This window comes from Acinetobacter variabilis, assembly GCF_000369625.1.
In the GTDB taxonomy this organism is placed as follows: Bacteria; Pseudomonadota; Gammaproteobacteria; order Pseudomonadales; family Moraxellaceae; genus Acinetobacter; species Acinetobacter variabilis.
Genome location: NZ_KB850117.1, coordinates 106,620 through 130,902, shown reverse-complemented (window position 1 = coordinate 130,902; position 24,283 = coordinate 106,620). Strand labels below are relative to the sequence as shown.

General features: G+C 38.5%; 15 protein-coding genes and 8 pseudogenes. 7 read left to right on the top strand and 16 right to left on the bottom strand.

Translation table 11 applies throughout. From position 1 onward, the window contains the following. Nucleotides 1-229: 229 nt before the first annotated feature. The 4 genes and pseudogenes from F897_RS16580 to F897_RS16565 form a co-directional block, all read right to left on the bottom strand. On the bottom strand, nucleotides 230-1,381 hold the full coding sequence (locus F897_RS16580) for an IS4-like element ISAbe18 family transposase (protein WP_005237656.1): 1,152 nt from the start codon (nucleotides 1,379-1,381) through the stop codon (nucleotides 230-232). 171 nt (nucleotides 1,382-1,552) lie between these two features. After that, a pseudogene (gene arsB, locus F897_RS16575) lies at nucleotides 1,553-2,329 on the bottom strand (ACR3 family arsenite efflux transporter); the annotation flags it as partial. A 53-nt stretch (nucleotides 2,330-2,382) separates the two neighbouring features. Continuing rightward, entirely contained in the window at nucleotides 2,383-3,087 is a 705-nt protein-coding gene (locus tag F897_RS16570) for an IS6-like element IS1006 family transposase (RefSeq protein ID WP_001067784.1), read from the bottom strand. A gap of 834 nt (nucleotides 3,088-3,921) precedes the next feature. Next, entirely contained in the window at nucleotides 3,922-4,149 is a 228-nt protein-coding gene (locus tag F897_RS16565; protein ID WP_004812210.1) for a hypothetical protein, read from the bottom strand. Between the two features lie 174 nt (nucleotides 4,150-4,323). On the opposite strand from F897_RS16565, the pseudogene F897_RS16560 reads away from it, so the two are divergent. Continuing rightward, a pseudogene (locus F897_RS16560) lies at nucleotides 4,324-4,857 on the top strand (IS5 family transposase); the annotation flags it as partial. Nucleotides 4,858-4,878: 21 nt separating this feature from the next. Here F897_RS16560 and F897_RS17345 read toward each other — a convergent pair. Then, nucleotides 4,879-5,046 (bottom strand): annotated as a pseudogene (locus F897_RS17345) (IS5/IS1182 family transposase); the annotation flags it as partial. Between the two features lie 456 nt (nucleotides 5,047-5,502). On the opposite strand from F897_RS17345, the gene F897_RS16555 reads away from it, so the two are divergent. The 3 genes and pseudogenes from F897_RS16555 to F897_RS16550 all read left to right on the top strand — a co-directional run bounded on the left by F897_RS16555 (nucleotide 5,503) and on the right by F897_RS16550 (nucleotide 8,139). Continuing rightward, nucleotides 5,503-6,735, top strand: a complete 1,233-nt coding sequence (locus tag F897_RS16555) for an ATP-binding protein (protein WP_005237650.1) — start codon at nucleotides 5,503-5,505, stop codon at nucleotides 6,733-6,735. Nucleotides 6,736-6,773: 38 nt separating this feature from the next. After that, nucleotides 6,774-6,875, top strand: a pseudogene (locus F897_RS18155) (HNH endonuclease signature motif containing protein); the annotation flags it as partial. Nucleotides 6,876-7,152: 277 nt separating this feature from the next. After that, a complete protein-coding gene (locus tag F897_RS16550) occupies nucleotides 7,153-8,139 on the top strand; it encodes an IS110 family RNA-guided transposase (RefSeq protein WP_005237648.1) in 987 nt (328 codons plus the stop codon). Nucleotides 8,140-8,213: 74 nt separating this feature from the next. Here F897_RS16550 and F897_RS16545 read toward each other — a convergent pair. From F897_RS16545 to lipA, 11 genes and pseudogenes are all read right to left on the bottom strand, one after another. Then, nucleotides 8,214-9,256: pseudogene (locus F897_RS16545) on the bottom strand (IS481 family transposase). Between the two features lie 294 nt (nucleotides 9,257-9,550). Next, nucleotides 9,551-10,112 (bottom strand): annotated as a pseudogene (locus F897_RS18010) (IS5 family transposase); the annotation flags it as partial. A gap of 391 nt (nucleotides 10,113-10,503) precedes the next feature. Then, entirely contained in the window at nucleotides 10,504-12,696 is a 2,193-nt protein-coding gene (locus F897_RS16540) for a PhoX family protein (RefSeq protein ID WP_004812202.1), read from the bottom strand. Nucleotides 12,697-12,900: 204 nt separating this feature from the next. Further along, nucleotides 12,901-13,659 (bottom strand): twin-arginine translocase subunit TatC, encoded by a 759-nt coding sequence (gene tatC, locus F897_RS16535; RefSeq protein WP_004812200.1) that lies wholly within the window; start codon nucleotides 13,657-13,659, stop codon nucleotides 12,901-12,903. Then, a complete protein-coding gene (gene tatB / locus F897_RS16530; RefSeq protein ID WP_004812198.1) occupies nucleotides 13,656-14,078 on the bottom strand; it encodes a Sec-independent protein translocase protein TatB in 423 nt (140 codons plus the stop codon). Before tatB ends, tatC begins: the two co-directional genes overlap by 4 nt. A 9-nt stretch (nucleotides 14,079-14,087) precedes the next feature. Next, nucleotides 14,088-14,306 carry a Sec-independent protein translocase subunit TatA gene (locus F897_RS16525; protein WP_004812196.1) on the bottom strand — a complete coding sequence of 73 codons (219 nt, stop codon included), beginning with the start codon at nucleotides 14,304-14,306 and terminating at the stop codon, nucleotides 14,088-14,090. Nucleotides 14,307-14,453: 147 nt separating this feature from the next. Continuing rightward, a pseudogene (locus tag F897_RS17335) lies at nucleotides 14,454-14,849 on the bottom strand (integrase core domain-containing protein); the annotation flags it as partial. A gap of 145 nt (nucleotides 14,850-14,994) precedes the next feature. Beyond that, entirely contained in the window at nucleotides 14,995-16,806 is a 1,812-nt protein-coding gene (locus F897_RS16520; RefSeq protein WP_005237644.1) for a monovalent cation:proton antiporter-2 (CPA2) family protein, read from the bottom strand. A 245-nt stretch (nucleotides 16,807-17,051) separates the two neighbouring features. Beyond that, nucleotides 17,052-17,992, bottom strand: a pseudogene (locus F897_RS16515) (IS5 family transposase). Nucleotides 17,993-18,073: 81 nt separating this feature from the next. Further along, on the bottom strand, nucleotides 18,074-19,165 hold the full coding sequence (locus F897_RS16510; protein WP_004812193.1) for a sigma-54-dependent transcriptional regulator family protein: 1,092 nt from the start codon (nucleotides 19,163-19,165) through the stop codon (nucleotides 18,074-18,076). A 255-nt stretch (nucleotides 19,166-19,420) separates the two neighbouring features. Then, entirely contained in the window at nucleotides 19,421-20,395 is a 975-nt protein-coding gene (lipA, locus tag F897_RS16505; protein ID WP_005237641.1) for a lipoyl synthase, read from the bottom strand. A 342-nt stretch (nucleotides 20,396-20,737) separates the two neighbouring features. On the opposite strand from lipA, the gene F897_RS16500 reads away from it, so the two are divergent. The 3 genes from F897_RS16500 to F897_RS16490 are packed head-to-tail and all read left to right on the top strand — an operon-like array spanning nucleotide 20,738 to nucleotide 24,272. Then, nucleotides 20,738-21,700, top strand: coding sequence for a thiamine pyrophosphate-dependent dehydrogenase E1 component subunit alpha (locus F897_RS16500; RefSeq protein WP_005237630.1), 963 nt, complete (start codon nucleotides 20,738-20,740; stop codon nucleotides 21,698-21,700). A 15-nt stretch (nucleotides 21,701-21,715) separates the two neighbouring features. After that, nucleotides 21,716-22,735, top strand: coding sequence for an alpha-ketoacid dehydrogenase subunit beta (locus F897_RS16495; RefSeq protein ID WP_004979604.1), 1,020 nt, complete (start codon nucleotides 21,716-21,718; stop codon nucleotides 22,733-22,735). Between the two features lies 1 nt (nucleotide 22,736). Further along, the gene (locus tag F897_RS16490) at nucleotides 22,737-24,272 is read left to right on the top strand and encodes a 2-oxo acid dehydrogenase subunit E2 (protein WP_005237628.1); all 1,536 of its coding nucleotides are present in this window, start codon (nucleotides 22,737-22,739) and stop codon (nucleotides 24,270-24,272) included. The last annotated feature ends 11 nt before the right edge of the window (nucleotides 24,273-24,283 follow it).

The window sequence follows — 24,283 nt, the reverse complement described above, 5'->3', positions numbered from 1 at the left end:
TTAGGCGTGTCTTATGCTAGAGGCTAACGTTACGTTAGGGTCAAGTATCTAAGCTATAAAAAATATTTATGGCAAATAATTTACATTTCTAATGTTTTATTTATTTAGGTAGTAGAATTTTTTATATTCCAAAAATTTCGTATCCATTTAACATAATGGGCGTTATACGAAATTTTCAAAAAAATACAGTAAAAATGGGAGCTTAAGGCCATTGCTGTCCCACAATTTTTCACAAGAGGAAGCTCATTTGAGCTTCCTCTTGTTTTATAGGTATTTTATCGGGTGAAAATAAAGCTTTTAAAGTTCTTCTTTCAAACAAATTCACTTGAATTATTCTGAGTAAACGTTGAACTGTCCAACCTGTTTTTCCTAAATGTTGAGCGAAACTCACCAATAAATAGGCGATCATCGCAATCCAGATTTGTGTCTGAATTGCGTTCCTGCTGCGGCCTAGAAACGCTTTTAATTTGAGATTCTGCTTAATCGCCTTAAAGAACAGCTCAACTTTCCAACGATCTTTATAAATCGCCGCAATGGTGGAGGCGGCTAAATGAAAGTTATTGCTGAGAAAGCTAAAGTGCTTGCCACTTTGCTGATCTCTATATTCAATTCTTCTTAACACTGGGGCTTTTCTTTTTAGGGCATGTGCGCTATTCAGCTGAATGGTTTCATCTTTTAGAATACCTTTGGATTCAAGCACTGGATGTTGCTGGATCACCTGATACACAGATTTAGGCCTAAAACGTGTGACAAATCCAATGTTTTGAGCAGTCAGATTTGCATACCATTGGTCATCGACATAGCCTTTATCAAAAACTACAATGCTGCCAGCAGGAAACTGGAATTTGCGGCCTTGTACCATGTCATTTTCTTTGCCATTTTCAACTGCAACAAACTCAGGAATATCATTGCTGTGATTCAATCCTATACTGAGTTTCATGCTGGCTTTTGAATCGTGAACTTTGGCCCATTCACATAAGGAAAGCGACAGGTCAATATGACTGGCATCCAAGGAATACAAGGGATTCTTAAAGCGAAATTTATGAGCTACTTTTGAGTGTTCATAGTATTTAAGCAACTTGTAAAATAGCTGTTGATACAAGGCAGCAGGCTGCTGCTCATTGATTCGTGCCAGCGTGCTTCGGGGAATAGACTTTGCTCCGAGATGACTTAGCTTTTCCCGTTGGCACTCCAAATTGGATTGAATATCTCTCAGACTTTGCCTACAAGAGAATTGAGACATCAATATGGCAATAAACTGATCCCACCGGGAAGCCGCTCTAAATTTCTGTCCAACATGGTGTACTTTAGCAAGTTGTTCAAAATCCTGTCGCACAACAGGTTTAATTAGCTCATGAAATACGGTATTCTGATGTGACAAAACCTGAATCCTGGTCGTTAAAGTGTTTGTTTGCACTCATATTTTAACTGTTAGGACTCAGGTTTTTTATTTAAAGCAAACTATGGGACAGCAGTGAGCTTAAGGCTCCCATTCTTGACTTCGCATAAGGTGTATTATGTTAATTTTAGGAAAACTAAATACTCTTTTGATTCATACTTCTTTAAAAACTTTTTTTCTAAGCCATAGCGAAACCGTGACTAAGGCAATCAATACAGGCACTTCAACAAGCGGTCCAATCACTGTTGTGAAAGCTACAGGTGAAGCTAATCCAAAAGTGGCAATCGCCACAGCCAGTGCTAATTCAAAATTGTTGCCTGCCGCTGTAAAGGAAATAGCAGTCGTTTTAGGGTAATCGTTACCCATCCACTTACTCATAAAGAAGCTGATGAAGAACATTGCAACAAAATAGATCGATAAAGGAATAGCGATTCTAAGCACGTCTAGAGGAAGGCTAATCACTTCATTACCTTTAAGACTGAACATGGCTACAATCGTGAATAAAAGCGCAATAAGGCTGATTGGGCTAATCTTTGGAATAAACTTAGTTTGATACCAATCCAAACCTTTCTGTTTGACTAAAATCAGCCGGGTTAAAAAACCAAGTAAGAATGGAATACCTAGATAAACCAGAACAGCATGGGTAATGGTCCAAAAACTTACATCAATGATTTGTGCTTCTACCCCAAAGAATGGCGGTAAGAAGGTCAAGAACAACCAAGCATAAGTACTAAAGAACAAGATCTGGAAGATACTGTTAAACGCAACCAAGGCAGCAACATATTGATTATCCCCACATGCCAGACCATTCCAGACGAGGACCATCGCAATACATCGAGCTAAGCCTATGAGAATTAGGCCAGTCATATATTCAGGATAGGTGTGCAGAAAAATGATTGCCAAAGCAAACATTAAACAAGGTGCAATGATCGGCACTGTTGCAAATAGAGATTTGAGTCGATGATGTTTCCTTTAAAAAGTACTTAGAGACCGAAAACCCTGTTGATTAGACACACTTCACCCTGAGGCTGACCATAATAAAATGACGATGCTTGTCCTTTACGTAGTGCACGCATGACTTCAATACCTTTAATTGTGGCATAAGCCGTCTTCATAGATTTGAATCCTAATGTGGCCCTGATGATCCGCTTTAGCTTGCCATGATCACATTCAATCACGTTATTTTTATACTTAATCTGCCTGTGCTCAAGGTCTGGTGGACATTTACCTTCCCGTTTTAACCGTGATAAAGCACGTCCATATGTGGGTGCTTTATCCGTGTTGATCACTTGTGGAATTTGCCACTTCTTCACATTATTTAAAATTTTTCCAAGAAAACAATATGCTGATTTGGTATTACGTCTAGAAGAAAGATAAAAATCAATGGTATCGCCACGTTGATCGACTGCACGATACAGATAAGACCATCGTCCATTCACTTTTACATAGGTTTCATCAATATGCCACGAGCTCAGATCTGTAGGATTACGCCAATACCAGCGTAAACGTTTTTCTATTTCAGGAGCATAACGTTGAACCCAACGGTAAATAGTCGTGTGATCAACATTCACACCCCGTTCGGCCAGCATTTCCTGCAGTTCACGATAGCTAATGCCATATTTACAATACCAGCGCACAGCCCAAAGAATGATTTCGCCCTGAAAATGCCGACCATGGAAAGGATTCATATGCTGCACCTTTAGCTAAAACAGTCTTCAGCTTACCATTCGTGGTTATTTGCAACAGTGCCTTAAAAAGTAGGTATTTATTGATTCTTACTATTTTATCAAAGACTCTATTTCGAAAACTATCCCTCAATTTTTGTGGGTTAGAGCTTACAAAGATATCGGCTTTTTTTGGTTATTTGGAATAGGACTAATTTGCCTAACAGATTGGTATATATAACAATTTTATTATTTATATAATTTATATAAAATAAGCAAAAAGAATTTCACTACAAGGAAATCATGAGAAAAAAGATCACCTATCTAGCTGGGGCTATGACCATAGTTTTACTAATAGCGGTGATTAAACATGAAAATGAAGTAAAGGGGGATGAACAATTTAGATATTTAGATTCCATAGCATCTAAGCAACCTTAGTAAAATTGCACTTATATTTAGAAATACTAGATCATATAAAAACCATTATTTAACATAAAATCTCTTATATGAAATTTGAATACAAGTCCCAGTTAGCTTCAATCCTGGCTTACTTTACGTTTTGTAATTTTAAAAGTTCGTCGTTCCGCAAATCGGTGAGCTAGGTCAGGATTCCGGCCGTCCAAGTGTTTAACCAAGATTAGCACACCATTCGGTGTGACTCTACTTCGTAGTTTCATAGGTTTTTTTAAGCCCGTATATCTTTTGGTGAAGATATACGGGATTCTATTCTTTATATTTTTGGGAAATAAAAGACCTGCTAATAGAATATTTATAGCGGGTTTCGTGCGCTATAATCTGTCAAGAAAAGCTTAGCTATTAATAAACCTCCCGGAGGAGGTTTAAACAATATTTTTTAGATCAGATCGAATATATTTTTTTATTTTTGGGGTGAATAAAACAATTATCTAAAGTTAATCTTATGACTTGCCCATCAACAATAATTTGATTAGAAGGTTGATATATATTTCCTCCAATATTTGAAGTCAAATTACTACTAGATTTAGGCTCATAAACTCTTTTTACAATAACCTCATCACCTTCATTATTCATGGCAGTAACATCTTCAAGTCTATGCTTAGAACACATATATACCTCTATTCTTTAATGATGAAATAGTAAACTCAATAAATCATAGCTAGATATAGATAATATCAAACAAATCACAACAGAACTGCAAATCTTTTTAGCTTGTACTCTATCTTCCAGGATATTTACCCATAAGAAAAGAAAAAACCCTTCAATATCTAGAATGCGAGGGGTAATGTGGTTGGCGAGGCTCGTATCAGCAAAGGATGGAAAGAACAAACGGGCTTTATCATGATTGATTCACAAAGTGTAAAAAACACAGATACTGCACGTGATAAAGGGTATAATGTTGGTAAAAAAGTTTCAGGCATTAAAAGACATATTATTGTTGATACTGAAGGTCTCCCGCATGGAATATTGGTTACGACAGCAGATAAAACAGATCGTCAAGGTGCGTTAGATACTATAACTTTGCATAAAGATAGCTTACAAAATGTAGAGGTTGTACTTGTTGATGGCGGTTATACAGGTGAACCCTTTTCTTTGGCTGTTAATAATTTAATCGGATCCCGAGCTGATGTAGCTAAAAGAAGTGAATTGCATAAATTTGCAGCCATTCCACAACGCTGGGTTGTGGAAAGATCATTTGCCTGGTTAGAAAAATGTAGAAGGCTCTGGAAAAACTGTGAAAAGTACCTGAATACGAACCTTCAGTTCATTAATTTAGCCTTTTTAAAGCTACTTTTGCATAGAAAATATTCTGGATAGGTTCTAAGGTGGGAAGTCTCAAGGAAGCATACTTCTTTGGCATCCACTTATTAGAATATAGAGCAATGCGCAAAATACTTCATAGACATCAACGACTCTTGGACGTGTTTGTTTTCTTCTGCTCAATCGTAGCAGTTCAATTTCTTTAAAAGCTTCTCGACTAATGTTGCAGGGATATGGTTTTCTCATGAGGGGAATTTAACAAATTATTTTTTCAATTGCTAAAAAAGAATGAAATTAATACTGGATAGGCTCTTAGTTTGGCCAATAGATTCCCTCTATGGGCATTTTTTTGATATAGATACCCTAAAATAAACTCTTTAGTATTTCATAAGCAATGAGTATTAAGGCTGAGACCATCAGCAACACAAAACTGAGTTCCACTCTAGTTAACATCTTAGTTTTATTTACTTTTCACTTAATTTATATAGCAGTTAAGTCGTAGCATCAATGACATAACATGACATGGAAAATAATCAAAAAAGATAGAATCTAGATTTTTATTACATTTACTATCCGCATGCTTCAACAGCAGCTTTGAATGTTTCACTTAACCTTTAAACTTTTTTAAAAGTTAAATGTATTTACATGTGAGTTCTAAAATTTGATATAATTTATTAAAAATTTAGATTCTAAGTGTAAATAATGAGAAGCGCTAATATTCGACGTGATGGTTACTTAAAATTTCTGAATACATGGCAAAACCGTGATGTCATTAAAGTACTTTCAGGTGTACGTCGCTCTGGAAAATCCACCTTATTGGCGATGTTTCAACAAGACCTAAAAGCACAGGGTGTACAAGCCGAAAACATCATTGCCATCAACTTCGAATTTATGGAATTTGAAGAACTCACCGATTACCGTAAACTACATGATTATGTATTGTCCAAAGTTGATAAAAGTAAAAAAAACTATGTTTTTTTAGATGAAATACAACATGTTACAAATTTTGAGAAAGTGGTCGACTCTTTATATGTTCGGGATTATATCGATTTATATATTACAGGCTCAAACGCATTCTTTCTAAGTGGAGAACTTGCGACTTTACTTACAGGACGCTATATCGAGCAACATGTTCTACCTTTGTCATTCCAAGAATTTAAACAGTGGCATATTGAAAATAATCCGATCATCCAACAATTATCCAATCGTGATTTGTATGCCATGTATACGAGCAGTAGTTTCCCTTATACGCTTGCCATGACTAGCCAGCAAGAAACTTATGATTACTTGCAAGCGGTCTATGCCAGTGTAATGTTTAAAGATGTAATTCCCCGTTTGAATACTGCCGATATTAACTCTCTCGAGCGTGTCGCAAGATATTTGGCAAGCGTGACAGGCTCACCTATTTCCATCAATAAAATTAAAAATACCTTTGTTTCAAGTGGGGTTAAAATTTCATTTGAAACAGTAAAACGCTATATTCAGGGCTTACAGGACAGTTTGTTATTTTATAGTGCTGCACAATTTAAAGTACGCGGGCGTGAGTTATTACAATCCTCTGAAAAATACTATTTAGTTGATGTCGGATTGCGCCGGATTATGTTGCCTGATGCTAATGCTGATCAAGGTCATATCTTAGAAAATGTAATTTATCTTGAGCTTATCAGACGAGGTTATACGGTCTATGTAGGGCGGGTTGATGAATATGAAATTGATTTTGTTGCTGTCGATACTTTACAGAATTTAACTTATTATCAAGTGGCGTTAGAAACGCTCAATGAGGAGACACTCAGCCGAGAGTTACGTCCATTACAGAAAATTTCTGATTCGTATCCCAAATATTTACTTACCTTAGACACGATAGGGGCTGAAGCAAATTATAATGGTATTGTAAAAATGAGTGCTCTCGATTGGTTGCTGTCTGAAAATAAGTAAAGTTGAGGGTAGACATGGATACTCTTGTTTATTGATTAAAACTCAAAGACTTTTCAGCATTATCCAAGAATGTATTAAAGCATAATTTCTGCTCCAATTGTGATGGATCGATTTACCTCGATTCGATTGAGTCAGCCCATTATGATTGAGCCAGAGTCGCTTACTGAAAGTAGCGAGAATTGCGCTGGTGTACTAGCTTGTATCTTACCCCTCATAGTGATTAGCTATCACTATATTGCAAATTACAGAGTTTCGTGTACTAGCAAAACATAAGGTTTGGGTTTGAGATAAAACCTGTAATTTGCCCTAACCACTTACACAACTCTGGACGGTAACTAAGCACTCTGATGCTGTATTCACAAGAAAAGACAGTGGTTATGCTAAAACAATAATTGGGTAAATCAGGCAGGTAAGATTATGTTTTATCTTGGTATTGATGTTGCTAAAGCTAAAATTGATTGCTGTTTAATTGTAGACAATTCTACAAGTAAGAAGAAGACAAAAACCTTTTCGAATACACAAGACGGTTTTGAGCAACTTCAAATTTGGCTAAATCACCATGCTGCTACATCTATGCAGACCATTACATTAATGGAAGCCACTTCTATTTATCATGAACTCTTAGCTCAATATTTATTTAAAGCAGGTTATCAGGTCTGTGTAACCAATCCTGCCAGAGCTCGATATTTTGCTCAGAGTATGTCCAAGCTGAATAAAACAGACAAGGTAGATAGCGAAGTTTTAGCCAGATTTGAAATGACAGCAGATCTACATTTTTGGCAACCTCTGCCTGAACATATTCAATTGCTTAATGCATTGCTAGAGAGAAGAGCTGTCCTTTACGACGATTTACAACGTGAAAAGAATCGTTTGGAAAAAGCAAATTCTACTTTTACTATGGAGCCTGTACTGGAATCTATTCATAATAGTATTACGCAATTAAACAAACACATACAAAATATTGATCAGCAAATTGATAATCATATTGACCAAAATCCAGATTTAAAAAATGACAAAGATCTGCTCAGTAGTATTCCTGCCATTGCAGACCGAACCAGCTTATTAATGCTTAGTTTCTTGCGCAGCCACACTTTTGAAAAAGCTAGCCAAGCAGCAGCCTTTATCGGCTTGGTTCCAATTCAAAAACAATCGGGTAGCTCCATTCGTGGTAGAAGCCGCTTATCTAAAGCAGGCTCTTCCAAAATACGTGCTGGTTTATATATGGCAGCCGTTGTAGCAACTCGACATAACCCTCATATCAAAAAAATGAATGAGCGCTTATTAGCGAATGGTAAAACTAAGATGATGGCGATTGGAGCTGCGATGAGGAAGTTAGTCCATCTTTGTTATGGTGTACTCAAACACCAACAACCTTATCAAGCAAATTATTGCATCAATTCTTAATAATTTGCTTGACGGTGGAGACGGTATCTCAAACCTGATCTGACAGTTACCCATTTTTTATTGTGCCTGTCAGGTTAAATTTGAGCTAAATTTTTCTCAGCCCAAATCCGTTTTCCATCAAGTAAAGTTTCAAGTGGTATACGACCACAGCACATTTTTCCTTGATGAGTCCGTTCAGTATTATAGAATTTCAGCCAATCGTCTAGATCAACCTGTAATTCTTCCAATGAGCTATAAAGCTTCTTCCTAAACGTAATTTGATAGAACTCCTGCAAAATCGTCTTATGGAAACGCTCACATATACCATTTGTTTGCGGGGAAGCTGCTTTTGTCTTCGTGTGATCAATATCATTGACTGCCAGATACAACTCATAGTCATGTTGTTCTACCTTAGCGCATCCTCAGTACCTCTGTCTGTGAGGATGCGAAGCATTGGTAAGTCCTGAGATTGATAGAATGGCAATACACGATCATTGAGTAAATCAGCCGCTGTAATCGGTGTTTTTGTTGTATAGAGCTTGCAATGAACGATCTTGCTATAAGTGTAGATGAATGTTTGTTGGTAGATTCGTCCAACACCTTTGAGATTCCCGACATAAAAGGTGTCTTGCGCGCCTAAATAGCCTAGATGAGCTGTTTCGATTTCACCACAAGCAACGTCATCCTCATGCTTACGTTCAAGTGCCGCAATCTGCTGATCATTTAATTCAGTACCATCCTGTGCCACTTTAGCCTCAAGTGCTTTTAAACGCTTCTTAAAGTTCTCTAAATCGTGACGAAGCCATATAGAGCGAACACCACTCCCTGAAACGAATACACCCTTCTTGCATAATTCATTACTAGTACGGTGCTGACCATATGCGGGATATTGAATTGCGAAATCAATAACAGCCTGTTCAATAGCATCATCTACACGGTTTTTTGAATTTGGTACTCGATAGGATTTATTGATCAGTGCGTCAATATCACCAGACTTCACTAATTCTTGATAGCGATAAAATGTATCTCTTGAAACACCCATCATCACTTTGCATGCTCTGGATACATTCTGAAGCTCTTCAGCTAAATTGAGCAGACCTACTTTGTGTTTAATGATTTGATTGTTAGTATGCAACATAAGAAAGTTACCTTTGTTTGATTAAGATTTCGACACCTTTATCAAAACGGGTAACTTTCTCTTTTTCAAGAAGAATGTACGATCAAGTCTGAACGAATACACTTAAATATTGAGGTTGCGCCGCTATAAATTGAATCTGATAGCCATATTTGTTTAACACCTTTTTTACCAGAGAAAAGTCTAGTCCGTGCCCATTTTCCTGGACAGATTTACACCTGAAACACTGTCCCAGGTACTGACTTTATTACATAAGAGCTTCAGAAGTTTATCTATTCTAAGTCACTGAAATTAAAATTAAAATATGCATATCGGCTGACTTAATTTCGTGAGTTTATTTAACACGGCTACACGTGCATGAATTTCATTCACCTGGCTATCAAAGCACTTTGCCGTTAATTTATCGCCTAATAGCTTGATACAGGCTATCTGGGTTTCTATCAAGCTTCGCCAATGTTAACCTGACCACTTTTTCCAAATAGCTCTAGCTAGATGTTTGACTGTTTTTATAATTCGTTTCTCTCTAAATATCCTGTTTTTTGATGTTTCCAAAATTTTGTATTTTTTAGAGGAATAACTGCATGTGTATCTTGATCTAAAATGACTTGTCGGCAGTGCTTGGTGTCATAAGCTTCATCTGTACAGATAGGATCAATTTGCTCATCCAATGAGATTTAATCAAGTAAATCTTCGAGTGCTTATTAATCATTTACATCATTTGTTATAAGCTGAACTGCACGTATTTGCAGCGCTTCAGCATCTATTATACCTATATGGAGTTCACGCTATTTTTGTCGATATTCAAGCTGATGCTTCTTACGCTCCCATTCCTTTCGCCTAGAAACTTCAAACCAGTAGATGGAGACCATCAAGATTTTTTTGATAAATAAAAAGCCCCCCAGTGGTAAGTTTTTGTAACAGGATCTTATTTAACTAAAAATCAGATGAATGTAAGACATATATAAAGTTATTGTTTAGTATACTTCATTTAACTTATGTTCACCTGAAGTCTACTTCATTAATTAACGATTAGATAATCATCACTTATTACATTAACTTATTGTTTTTTTATAAATTAGAATTTATAGGTTCATTAACCTCCCTATAAAAAATTAATAACTTTTAGGATACTGCTCAAGATGCTTATTATTGACTAGTTCATTCTTAAATCTAAAAAAATTTAAAATTTAAAAGATTGAAAAAAACAAAAATGCCAGCATCAAGCCAGCATTTTGAGATAAGTCAGTTATTTATCCAGCTATAGTTCCACCATCTTTACGAGTGATTACTACAGTTGCAGAGCGTGGCCGGGAAGTGGCAGACGAGTTAGTCTGTGATGCAGGCCAATGACTAGTGGGCTTATCATAACTTCGAGAATCTTCTCCAGGATGCTGTACATTAATGAAAATCGCTTTATAGTCTGGTGTCATGGTTACCCCCGTAATCTCGCAGCCTTTCGGACCTGTCAGGAAACGACGTAAAGTTTGATCTGAGACTTGAGCACCGACAATAGTTTCCTGACCAGAAGATGTGATTGTTCGAGTACCATCTCCAACCTTACCAGGTAAAGCAGCCAACATCATACAGTTGGTCGTATCTGTATAAGCACCATCATCAGTCTGAATCCAGAGTACACCACGAGGGTCAAACCACATCCCATCTGGTGAAGACAGATCATTATTATCATTCAAACCTGATAGATTAATATTTTGTGCCATTTTAGCTTCAGCACCAAATAGGTAAATATCCCATCTGAATGTGATGGCTGTGGTCGTATCCTTATCTTCATGTAAGCGGATAATATGACCATTTACATTACCTTTGCCACCCTCAGGATCGCTATAGTTACGTGGATTGGCTGCATCTAAGGCATGTGTAGTGCCGCGGTTAGAGTTATTAGTGAGCGTAACATAGACTTCTCCATTCTCAGGATTAACTGCAACCCATTCTGGACGATCCATTTTAGTAGCGCCTACGCTATCTGCTGCTAGACGAGCAAAGGTCACGACATCTGCTTGGGAATTAAAAGGATAGATATTGTTCAGCTCATTCAAACCATTAATACCATAACTCAGCTCAATCCATTGACCACTCCCGTCTGCATTGAATTTAGCAACATAAAGCTTGCCATGATCCATATATTTATCTCCGACTGCATAACCACCATTACGGTCGTTTTCACTCCATTTATAGTCAGAAACAAACTTATATATATATTCTCCACGTGAGTCATCGCCCATATAGAAAGCCAGGTTATCATCTTCACGAGCACGACTGGCACGACAGTCTTCATGCGCAAAACGTCCTAAGGCTGTACGCTTAACTGGATTTTGTCGGCTATCAAATGGATCAATTTCTACAATCCAGCCAAAAGTATTGGGGCCATTACGATAATCTTTGCTAGCATCACCGGCAGTAATATCTGCACTCCATCGATCATAAAGATCCTGAGGTTCAATTGTACCTATTGCAGATTCCCAGCCATAACGTGAGCTTGAACCTGCTTTTAAACCATAACGCTCCAAAGCGACCGTTTCTTGCGGTAAGCGATGAGCATCGTCAGTTTTGCTACGGACAAAGTAACCAATAAAGTTTTCTTCAGTGGTGAGATAAGTACCCCATGGGGTATAGCCGTTGCCGCAGTTGTTATGCGTACCGCGTGTTAGTTTTCCACCTGGTGAAAAGCGTGTAGATAGAAGAGTAGATCCACTCGCAGGGCCTGAAAAGCTCATGACAGTTGAGGCAGTAATTCGACGGTTATAAATCGAATTTTTGACAATTTCTATTTTTTGATTGGAATTGTCTTTTTTGATATGAATGATTGAAACACCATGTGCATTTGTCTCACGAATGACTTCATCTTCAGGGCGGCGACCATCAACTTTGGTTGGACCTTGAGGATGTAAAAAAGTCGGATTGATATATTCATGGTTCATAACGAGTAGACCGTGCTCAGACACAGTCGGGTCATACCGGCCAGAAGTGATATTTAAGCCAAAAAAACTCATTCCATCATGGCAGTCGCCAGAGCGAAACTGAAAGCTTGGCCCATTCGGGATATTGTTGTCATCCCAGTCTGAATATGCAGGATTAATAGAATCTCCAAGTGCATACAGGACATTGGCTTCATAACCGTCTGGTACAGTGACGATATCATTCAAGTTTTTAGCAACTGGTGTAAAGTTCAGTTGCTCTGGTTTTGCATTTGGGTCAATAGCAGGCGGGTTTGGTACAGTCTCGGTTGGCGGCAGAGAAGAGCTATTATCGCTGTCCCCACATCCGGCCAGAGAGGATGCAAGGGCCAATGCTGCAGCCCCACTTGCAGTTTTGGCAATTAAAGCACGACGAGAAATGGATTGTTCTAAAATATCCCGAAAATGATGATTATCTGATGTATTATTATCCAATTCCTGATTTTCATCATAAGGTAAGTAATCTGTCATTATTTTATTCCCATAACTAAGGTCTGGTTGTTTTAAAGTCAGGAATAAATTAGCGGTTGAATATGACAGTCAGGTGAAGCTAATATTGCGGATTTATTAAATATAATATTGATTTATATATTAAAAATAAAAGCAGCTTAAGCTGCTCATAGAGTATTTTCTTCTTTTATGTTCTTTTTATTATTATTCAGTTATGTCCGGTCATCATTTTTCTATCCATTTTCCTGCCGCTAAGCCTAATTCAAATAACAGCCACATTGGAACAGCTAACATAATCATTGATAGGGCATCGGGTGGTGTCACAAACATGGCAATAAAAAAACATCCCACCACAATAAATCGTCTTTTTTCCACCAAGGTCTGTGTGCTGACAACACCAATTATAATAAGCAGGAGCGTGATAATAGGGATTTCAAAAGTAAATCCGAAAACTAAAAATAGTTTTAAACAAAAAGCCAGATAACTATTGATATCGGTCATCGGTGCAACAGTGTCAGGTGATACGCTGATAAAAAAATGAAGGATAGAAGGTAAAGCGATTAAATAGGCAAAAGCAATACCTGCATAAAACAGTACAATACTGCTGATTAATAGTGGTAAAGCTAACTTTTTTTCTTTTAGGTACAATGCTGGTCTAATGAAGGCCCAAAGTTGATACAAAATAAAAGGCATGGCGATAAGTAAAGCAATAAAGAAGTTCAACTTAAATGGAGCCATGAAAGTCGCAGTCACATCTGTTGCAATCATGCTAGAGCTTTCAGGTAACTGAGCGCGTAAAGGCTTTGATAAAAGCTGATAAGTTTGGCTTGCAAAAGGCAGTAAACATAAGAATAGTCCTAATAATACGCCCACAATTTTGAAAAGGTGCTTTCGCAGAATCACTAGATGCCTGGTAATTGGCATTTCTTCTAACGGGATTTGCCGGGTATCGTTGTTGGTTTGAGTCGAAGGCAAAATACTCATACGGCCACCTTTATATCAGCATAAATTTTTTCTTGTTTTGTCACTTTATTCAGCTGGATTGGCGGTAAATGAACAGGTGAAACTGATTCATTAATTAATTGGTAAGTCAGCTCATAGTTCAAAAGATGTTGTTCCGGATTTCTAATGATGGGCTGATGGATTACATTTATATTATCCATTTGTGCCTGCATTTTAATTTCTAATTCCTGAATACGTTTCAGCTCGCTTTGCATTTGTTCCCGTAGTTCCGATAGTCGCAATTCACGGTCAAGATCATTTTGTATATTGCCGGCGATCCTTTTGATTTTGGCTGACCATTTACCTATAAAACGTATCGCTTCAGGGAGTTTATCTGGTCCAAGAATGAGCAAGGCAATTGCCCCAAAGACCAACAGCTCAGTCATTCCAATATTGAGCATAGCAATACCTCAATTCTTGATTGAACTCTCACTGGCTTTAACTTTCGCATCAATCGTTCGAGGGTACTGAAGTTGAGCTGCCTCAGCTTCTTCTTCACGGACAGATTTCTTAAAGTCCTTGATTGCACCCCCTACATCTTTTCCTAGATTTTTTAGTTTAGAAGTACCAAACAGTAAGATCACTACAATTGCAAAAATTAGTACATGCCAGATGGATAACCCTGCCATATTTTATCCTCATTTAATCTTTTTAAATTTATTGGCTTATATCAACACTAACAAATGACAGAGCTATGAAGATTTGATGTCAATATAATGACAAGGGTAATCCGCCCATAAATAACCGAAGTTAAAAATAGAGGTCAAGCAGCCATTAATTAGAGGTAGCCTTCGTCTGTTTGCTTGGTGTGGTCTTTCATGGTTGTAATGCCACAGCCAACTCGTTGCATAATCTTGCACTTCTTCCAGTGTTTCAAATAAATGCGTACTTAGACAGCTATAGCGTATAGTTGGATTATAATGTTCAATATACGCATTCTGCTGTAGCTTACCTGGTTGAATATATTCAATACGAATACCTTATTCAGTTCCCCAGCGCCCACATTCATGATTGATAAACTCCGGACTATTCTCAAACCGAATAACTAACGGATTTTCTCGCCACTCTAGCAACTGATTCAACGTACGAATAACCCGAATTGTTGGTAATGAGAATTCTGCTTCAATCGCTAAACCTTCTCGACGAGAATCATCAATTATATTCAATAGCCGACACAAAAAGTGCCCCAAATAGAAGAATTACTGCCACACCGCTGGAAACTTGAACGGAATTAAAAAATAGGTATGGGGTTCAGCGGATGCTTACAAAAAAGATGTCTACACAGACCTCTTTTTTATTTGGGCTTAATACGTGAAATTATTGCTGAGTGTCATCTTCATTCAGAATTTGCCCTGTGTGCTTTGGTGTGATTAAAGGTGCAGTCGGACGCGGTCCTGTGTATTGCAAACCGATACCCGCATAGACATCATCTGCTGCAACTTCGGTTTCAAAACGTTCCTTATCTCGTTCTCGGATTTCTTGGCTAATTTCTTCAACATTACTCTGGTCAACACCCAATTCTTCTAAAATGGCACCGCCAAATAGCATTGCCGACTCGAAGGTTTCTCGAATCATGTAATCCACATTTTGTTTTGCTAAATGCAGCGCATGCTCACGGTCATAAGAGCGAACCAGTAACTTGGTTAAAGGAAATTCATGTTGCACCAACTCTACAATCTTATTCGTCGTTTCTTTGTGGTCTACGCAAACAACAATTGCCTCAGCCGTATCTGCTCCCGAGGCATGTAAAATATCTAAACGAGAACCATCGCCATAGTAAATTTTAAATCCAAATCTTTCAGCGTTTTGAATCATGTCGATATCATTATCAATGATGGTCACATCAATCCCTCGAGCAAGCAGTAATTGACTGGAAACTTGTCCAAAACGACCGAAACCAATCATCAATACTTTTCCAGAAAGCCCTTCGGCAATACGGATATTTTCTAAAGAAGTTTGTTCTGTAGTTTGGGTAAAACGTTTAAATAAAAAGCCAATAATCGGGGTCAAAATCATCGATAAGACTACAATCGCAGTCAGGTTTGAGCGTTCAACAGCACTAATGACTTGAGCACTCATGGCGGCAGTAAAGAGTACAAAAGCAAACTCACCCCCTTGAGCCATCAGTAATGCGCGATCGAATGCTTCGGAGTGTGAACTTTTGGTCATGCGTGCAATCAGGTAAATCATGGATGCTTTGACAAACATCAGCAGAAGTACAGCACTTAAGATTAACACCCAGTTATTTTTTACGACGTTAAGGTCTAGTGACATGCCTACACCTAGAAAAAATAATCCGAGCAATATGCCACGAAACGGTTCAATATCTGCTTCAATCTGATGGCGAAAAGTGGATTCGGAGAGTAATACCCCTGCAAGGAATGCCCCCATTGCCATCGATAAGCCAGTGACTTGCATCAGTAATGCTGCGCCGAGCACCACCAAGAGTGCTGCTGCAGTCATGACTTCACGGGCTTTGGCTGCAGCTAATAAGCGAAATAAAGGATTAAGCAACCAATAGCCTGCAGCGATTAAACCTGCAATTGAAATTAAACCAATTCCGATGCTCTGCAAACGCGTAGAAGTACTTTCAACAACATGATTCGGTGCGATAAAAGCGACAATTGCCAATAAAGGGACAATCAACAAGTCTTCAAACAGCAGAATCGAGACAATTTTTTGTCCTCGTGGTTGAGCAATGTCTCCACGATCTCCCAAAAGTTGCATTACAATTGCAGTTGAGGTGAGTACAAAGCCTGCAGCACACACAAAACTCACTTGCCAAGAATAGCCATAGACCAAGCCTACAGCCGTTAGCCCTAATGAACAGGCACTAATTTGTAATGTACCTAATCCAAAAATTTCTTTTCTTAAATTCCATAAATACAATGGACGCATTTCTAGTCCAATCACAAACAGATACATCACAATACCAAGCTCAGCGATATGCAAAATAGACGCAGAATCGTAGAAAAATGCCAGTCCAAATGGACCAATAATTAATCCTGCAATTAAATATCCCAATACCGAGCTTAATCCTAGGCGCTTGATTAAGGGGACTGCGATCACTGCAGCCGTGAGCAATATGACAGGGGATAAAAGGCTGATAGATGTGGCTTCTGCACTCATATATTTCTCAGATTTTGTATTGGGGCTGTTGACATTGCAAGTATAGAATTTACCCGATAAAGGTAGCCAAATATATATATACAGGCTTCAAGCTAATGCAACTGCAGAGCCTGTAAATAATTTTGTGTAATTGCTTTTCATAAATTTAAAGGTGATCACTTAGAACCTATCCAGAATATTTTCTATGCAAAAGGGCTTTGTTGCACAAAGATTTAAAAGACAGCACCTGCTTATCTGAACAGAACTCAAGTGACAACTTGGGTATGAGGACGACCTAATTCTGTAAATCTGTTTAATACTGCTATGCGTGCATGAATCTCATTGACCTGACTAGGAAAACTCCTTGCTGTTAATTTATCGCCTAATCATTTGATGCAATGCATCTTGGTTTCGACCAAACTTCGACGATGATAACCAGACCATTTTTTCCAAAGCATTCTTCCTAAACGTTTCACTGTTTTTAATAATTCATTTCGCTCTAAAGATCTCAATTTCTGATCTTCCCATGGTTTTGCATTTTTTCTTGGTGGAATGACCGCATGTGCATCTCGATCTAAAATGACTTGTCTGCATTACTTGGTGTCATAAGAGCCTTCGGTATAGACAGAGTCAATCCGTTCATCTTATGGAGTTTGATCAAGTAAATCACCGAGTACTTGTGAATTGCTCACATTATTTGTAGTGAGCTGTACTGCACGTATTTGCAAGGTGTCGGCATCAATACCAATATGAAGCTTACGCCATTGGCGACGATATTCAGGTCCATGTTTCTTACGTTTCCATTCACCTTCACCTAGAAACTTCAAACCAGTTGAGTCTACGAGTAGATGTAGCCCATCGCTACTTTTTTGATAGCTAATCGCAATATCAATATGTTTTTGTCTTCGACAAAGCGTGCTGTACGAATATCGCTGATATTCGGAGCAGCTCATTTACACAGTTTAATCAAACTTTGAACAAAACCTGTGACCATGCGTAAAGAGAGTCTGAATAGAGATTTGATCATTAAACAGCATTGAATAGCGGTATCAGAGTAAGTTTGATTTCGACCTTGCTTGCCTTATGGTTGTGCATACCACTGAGTGTTTGGATCAAACCAAATGGAAATATTACCTCGGTTAATGAGGGCACGATTGTAGGAAGACCAGTTAGTTGTACGATAGATTTTAGGAGCAGGTTTATTCATATTGAAATTATAGGACTGAATAATCTTTCTAGGCTAGGTTTATGCAACAAAGCCCTTTAGAGTTGAAGTAACAAATCAAATTTAAATCAGATTTGAAAAATAATTACGGTAGTTGCTGTCCTGTGGTAATAATTCTAATAAACGCTGTACAGCATCAATACGATCATGTGTTTGCCCAATAATCCGTAATAATTGATCGGTATCCTTTATTTGATAAATCAACTGGCTTAAACGGGCATCAAAACAATGTCTCCAAGTACTGAGTAAAGGGCTTTCTGATTTAGATAAAAAGCTACCTTTATATAGCGAGAATGTACTCGAAATAAGATTTGCATTTAATGATTGTTCAGCACGTAAAAAATCACATTGGACTTCACAGGTAAGCCTATAAATGCGAGCCTCAATTGAATGAGGTAATAGGCTACGAAGTTGTGAAAGCTCAGCCTTTAAGGTTTTTAGGCTGACATTACGCTCACCATAAAGGGCATAGTGTAACTCTTCTAAACCAATGCCGTACGGATACAAAGCTAAAATGCAAAGTATTTCAATTTGACGGTGAGTCAAGTTCAAAGTATGCCCATTAAATTGAACCCAGGGCGAACCTAGCGCTTTAATGTATAAAAAATTTTTCTGTTCAAATTTTATTGCTCGCTGTATTAAGTCTGCACAGCGTTCCACAGCAAGAATGCCTAGAGGGGTATGTTTTTTATATTTTGTGGAAAGATTGATAATGCCATGAAATTGACCTGAAGTCGGATCCCAGATAGGTGCTGCATAACAGACCCAATCACGAACGCTGTCCATTTGGTTTTCATGAGAATATACACAACTTGATGTTTGACTATTTAATGTCATACCAATCGCATTGGTCCCAACCGCCTGCGTTGACCAATGGCCACCTTCAATAAAATGTACCTGTTCAGCAGAAGAAAGCATCGCGGAACTACTCCAGGTCCATAACAGAGTACCATGGTGATCTGTAAGACCAATTGCCATATCGGAATCATTAGCAATTCTTAATAAATCGGCATAATTATGCTGAATAGAGCGGCGGAATAGGGAAGTCTGATCTTCTTGAGGCAAAGCCAAAACGGGTGCAGCCTGAACAATATGCTGATTAATTAAATGTGTTGTTTGCAGCTTTTTTGCTAGTGCTGTATTGAACAGGTTCATATCATATTCCTTTATGATTAGACTGTAATATCTTTAAACTTCAGAAATCAATTTCCAGATCTATACTCATTCAATCTTTTCTTACGTGTACCAAATCATTTTTCTTGGATTCGTTAAATAACCTTTTTTGGGTTTTACCAGCCTTTTAACTACTTTAAAAGTGTTGTTATGGACTGGAAATGACTATTTTTATCTGAAGTGTTAATAAAAGTAACCATTATGTTGATAAATAGGATCCTTTAAATGATGAAAATGTCATTCACGCACGTAGGGCACAGGTACAGCCTCACCATAATACTGGCGGTCAGCAAAATAACTCGATCGCACTAATGGTGCACTCCAAATATTCTTAAACTCTAAGTGCTCTCCATGAGTTTGATAATGTTTAAACTCTTGCAATGTAACAAAACGATGAATTGGCGCATGTGATTTGGATGGCTGTAGGTATTGGCCGATTGTGACATAATCAATTTGATAATCTTTCAAATCATTTAATAACGCAATAACCTCAGCTTCAATCTCTCCTAAACCCACCATCAAACCACATTTCGTTGGGATATCAGGGCAGTAGTGTTTAAATTTCTTAAGTAAATTCAATGAATGCTGATAGTCAGCGCCTGGTCGCATGGCTTTATACAGGCGTGGCACGGTTTCAATATTGTGATTAAAGACATCAGGTGGATTTTTGCTCAAAATTTTAAGTGCAATATCTGCGCGACCACGAAAATCAGGAACCAAAACTTCAATCAAAGTGCCTGGACTAGTTTGACGAATTTCTCGAATGCAATCTGCAAAATGCTGTGCACCGCCATCTTTTAAATCATCTCGGTCAACGGAAGTAATCACAACATACTTTAAGTTTAGATTCTTCACTGTTTCAGCCAAATGCAGTGGCTCGTTAATATCTAAGGCATTAGGACGGCCATGCGAGACATCACAGAATGGACAGCGTCGAGTACAGATATCACCCATAATCATGAATGTTGCTGTTCCACTACCGAAACATTGCGGCAAGTTAGGACAAGCCGCTTCTTCGCAAACGGTATGTAGTTTTTGTTGTCTTAATAAATCCTTAATGATTTGGACTTCCTCAGGTTGACTAATTTTAGTCCGGATCCATTCTGGCTTTTTCGGTATCGTTTCCGTTGGAACAACTTTAATTGGAATACGCGCCATTTTTTTAGCGCCACGTAGCTTCTTTCCAGTTAATACTGGGTTATTTAAATCCATTTCAAACACTCCGTCGTTTAAAATAATTAATATTGAGCCTGATATTAAATAAGCTGCTTTAAATGCATTAATAATATTAAAACAGGGCAAAAAACTTATCATATAAAACAAAGGTTGGTTAAAGGTTTGTTTTTGTATATAGCTGAATAATATTAAAAAATTTACAAATTTTTTAATATTATAAACCACTGTTTTTAATGTTTATCTTATGTTTTTATGCATTATATTTTTTTAGTCTAATATGAAATTAAATAAAAATATTCTTATATAAATATACGATTTAAAAATCCAGTTATTCAATTTGGGATTTTCTTTTAAGCGTAGTTAATAAGGAATAAATATATGCAATTAACGGAAGAGCAATTGCTAGCAGCATACAAAAGAATGCGCGACATTCGTGAATTTGAGGATCGACTTCACGATGAAAACAATACAGGTGATATCCCAGGTTTCATCCATCTTTATAGCGGTGAGGAAGCTGTTGCCGTAGGGATCTGTGAAAATTTAACAGATAAGGACTTCATTACCTCAACACATCGTGGTCACGGACATTGTATTGCAAAGGGCTGTGACATTCACGCCATGATGCTAGAAATTTTTGGCAAAGATGATGGTTTGTGTCGTGGTAAAGGCGGCTCAATGCACATTGCGGACTTAGATAAAGGCATGCTCGGTGCAAACGGTATTGTGGGTGGTGGTCCACCTTTGGCTATTGGGGCAGCTTTAAGTGCTAAAACACTCAAAAATGGTGGGATTGGTCTATCTTTTACCGGTGATGGTGGTTCAAATCAGGGCTTAACTTTTGAAGCCATTAATATGGCTGTTGTGTTAAAGCTTCCTGTCATTTTTGTTTTTGAAAATAACGGTTTTGGTGAAGGTACTGCACATGATTATGCCGTAGGCAGTAAAGATATTGCAGGCCGAGCAGCAGGTTTTGGCTTACCCGCTGAAAAAGTAGATGGAACAGACTTTTTTGCTGTGTATGAAGTTGCACAAAAAGCCATTGAACGTGCCCGCCGTGGTGAAGGTCCGAGTGTGATTGAAACGGTAACCAACCGTTTTTATGGACATTTTGAAGGTGATCCGGGACTTATTCGTTCCAAAGAAGAACTGGATTATGTCAAAGAACATAAGGATCCATTGAAAATATTCCGTGAAAAAGTTAAAGGCAAAATTGAGGAAGCCAAACTCGATGCGATTGACGCCCAGTCTAAAGCCAATGTAGACGATGCCGTTGCAAAAGCACGCGCAGCTAAGTACCCAGAAGTCTCTCAGTTACTTACTGATGTTTATGTCTCTTACTAAAGGAATAGTAGAAAAATGCCAAATAAAAGTTATCGAAACGCGATTAAAGAAGCAATTGAATTAGAAATGCGCCGAGACCCAAGTGTCATTGTGGTCGGTGAAGATGTTCGTGGTGGGCATGGTGGCAAAAATACCGATGACAATAAACTGGAAGGTTTTGGCGGTGTACTTGGTGTAACCAAAGGCTTATGGACTGAATTTGGTTCTGAACGAGTCATTGATACTCCAATTACAGAATCAGCGATTATTGGTATGGCGGCAGGTGCTGCTGCAACGGGTTTAAGACCTGTGGCAGATTTAATGTTTATGGATTTTTACGGCGTGTGTTATGACATGCTGTATAACCAAGCAGCTAAATTTCGCTACATGTTTGGTGGCAAAGCCAAAGCGCCACTCGTTGTACGAGGCATGATCGGTGCAGGTTTTTCTGCCGCAGCACAGCATTCTCAGTCGCCATATAACGTGTTTGCCTCAGTACCTGGCTTAAAAGTGGTGGTGCCTTCGAGCGCCTATGATGTGAAAGGGTTATTGATTCAAGCCATTCGAGATGATGACCCAGTAGTCTTTTGTGAACACAAGTTATTGTACGACATTAAGGGCGAAGTACCAGATGAGGCCTACACTATTCCTTTTGGTGTCGCAAATTACACACGTGAAGGTACTGATATCACCATTATTGCCTTAAGCCTGATGGTGCATCGTGCCAATGAAGTTGCTGACAAGCTCGCAAAAGAAGGCATTTCGGTTGAAGTGGTTGACCCTCGAACCATTTCTCCATTAGACGAAGATGGCATTTTAGAGTCAGTGGCTTCAACAGGTCGCGTAGTTATTGTGGATGAATCAGCAGCGCGTTGTGGTTTCGGACATGATGTGGCTGCCCTCATTGCACAGAAGGGCTTTCATTATCTTAAAGCACCAATCGAGTTAGTCACTCCACCACACTCACCCGTACCATTTTCACCAGTATTAGAAAAAGAATGGCTACCAAGTGTAGAACGCATCGAACAGGCTGTACGCAAGACGTTGGAGGCTTAGGATGAGCGAAATTAAAACTTTAGAAATCCCAAAATGGGGTTTGTCCATGGAAGAGGGTACGATTGCCCAATGGCTGATTCAGGAAGGTACCCAATTTAGTAAAGGACAGGAAATTTGTGAAATTGAAACCACAAAAATCGTCAATGTATTGGAAGCACCTTTTGATGGCCTGCTACGAAAAATTATTGCTAACGATGGTGACACACTGGTCGTAGGTGGAATCATTGCAATCTGTGCAGACGCTCAAGTTTCTGATGCAGAAGTTGAAGCATTTGCACAGTCTTTAGGTGGAACACCTGCTGTAACTGAAAATAAAGCGGTAGCAGCGGTTCCTGAAAAAGTCGATGTGGCTCAAGTTGAAACCAAAGTACAAGCTGCTCCTAAACAGAACAGTGTTGGTAATGGATCAAAAGCGGTGACTCAGGGCGGATATTCTATTCCTGATGAGTTACAAGGCTACCAACAAAGCGATGATATTTTTGCAACGCCACATGCCTTGAAATTGGCTGAAAAGCATAATGTAAACTTGGCTCAGATTACAGGTTCTGGACGTGAAGGCCGTATCAGTGTTCAAGATATTCAGGCCGCAGTTCAAGCTGCTGGTGGTTCTTGGCCAGATGTACGTCATCAAGCCAGCACGAAAGCCGCAAAATCTAAAGCAGATGATAGTGATGTTCTAGCAACACCTGTTGCTCGCCGTTTGGCAAAACAATGGGGTATTAATTTGCATGATTGTCGTGCATCGGGTTCACGTGGACGAGTCTGTAAGGAAGATGTTGAAGCTGTATATCAACGTGAAAACCCTGTACAAGCTCAACATACTGAGTACGCGCATCCAACAGAGTCAGCAAAATTCACCACCATAGCTATGAATGGTATGCGTAAAGCAATCGCTGCACGGCTACAAGCGGCAAAACGCAATGCACCACATTTTCGCTTAACGATAGACTTAAATGTTGAGTCGGTTCAGGCTTTGCGTCAGCAAATTAACAGTACTGTACCGCAAGTCAAACTGTCCATTAACGATATGCTGATTAAAGCTGCTGCTGCTGCACTGATTAAAGTTCCACAAGTTAATGTTCAGTTTGATGAAGAGAATCAGCAGATTTTACAGTTTGAACAAGCTGATATTTCGGTTGCTGTGGCCATCGAAAATGGACTGATCACACCAATCATTAAAGCAGCGAACCGTAAATCTTTGGCGCAAATTTCCAATGATATGCGTGATCTGGCAACACGTGCCAAAACTGGAAAATTAGCACCTGATGAGTTTCAAGGCGGTAGTTTCAGTATTTCCAATTTGGGAATGCTGGGTATTCAACAATTTGATGCCATTATTAACCCACCTCAAGGTGCAATTCTGGCCTTAGGTATAGCAGAGAAACGTGCTGTCGTTGAAAATGATGAGATTGTTGTTCGTGAAATGGTGACCGCAACATTGTCTTGTGATCATCGTGTCATTGATGGTGCGTTGGGTGCTCAATTCCTATCGGTATTGAAGCAGTTTGTCGATAATCCTGCATTAATTTTGGTGTAGGAGGAATAGTC

Excerpts from the sequence above, each read along its gene's own strand:
- F897_RS16570 (WP_001067784.1), bottom strand. The coding sequence starts at position 3,087 with ATGAATCCTTTCCATGGTCGGCATTTTCAGGGCGAAATCATTCTTTGG.
- F897_RS16565 (WP_004812210.1), bottom strand. The coding sequence starts at position 4,149 with ATGTGTTCTAAGCATAGACTTGAAGATGTTACTGCCATGAATAATGAA.
- F897_RS16555 (WP_005237650.1), top strand. The coding sequence starts at position 5,503 with ATGAGAAGCGCTAATATTCGACGTGATGGTTACTTAAAATTTCTGAAT.
- F897_RS16550 (WP_005237648.1), top strand. The coding sequence starts at position 7,153 with ATGTTTTATCTTGGTATTGATGTTGCTAAAGCTAAAATTGATTGCTGT.
- F897_RS16540 (WP_004812202.1), bottom strand. The coding sequence starts at position 12,696 with ATGACAGATTACTTACCTTATGATGAAAATCAGGAATTGGATAATAAT.
- tatC (WP_004812200.1), bottom strand. The coding sequence starts at position 13,659 with ATGAGTATTTTGCCTTCGACTCAAACCAACAACGATACCCGGCAAATC.
- tatB (WP_004812198.1), bottom strand. The coding sequence starts at position 14,078 with ATGCTCAATATTGGAATGACTGAGCTGTTGGTCTTTGGGGCAATTGCC.
- F897_RS16525 (WP_004812196.1), bottom strand. The coding sequence starts at position 14,306 with ATGGCAGGGTTATCCATCTGGCATGTACTAATTTTTGCAATTGTAGTG.
- F897_RS16520 (WP_005237644.1), bottom strand. The coding sequence starts at position 16,806 with ATGAGTGCAGAAGCCACATCTATCAGCCTTTTATCCCCTGTCATATTG.
- F897_RS16510 (WP_004812193.1), bottom strand. The coding sequence starts at position 19,165 with ATGAACCTGTTCAATACAGCACTAGCAAAAAAGCTGCAAACAACACAT.
- lipA (WP_005237641.1), bottom strand. The coding sequence starts at position 20,395 with ATGGATTTAAATAACCCAGTATTAACTGGAAAGAAGCTACGTGGCGCT.
- F897_RS16500 (WP_005237630.1), top strand. The coding sequence starts at position 20,738 with ATGCAATTAACGGAAGAGCAATTGCTAGCAGCATACAAAAGAATGCGC.
- F897_RS16495 (WP_004979604.1), top strand. The coding sequence starts at position 21,716 with ATGCCAAATAAAAGTTATCGAAACGCGATTAAAGAAGCAATTGAATTA.
- F897_RS16490 (WP_005237628.1), top strand. The coding sequence starts at position 22,737 with ATGAGCGAAATTAAAACTTTAGAAATCCCAAAATGGGGTTTGTCCATG.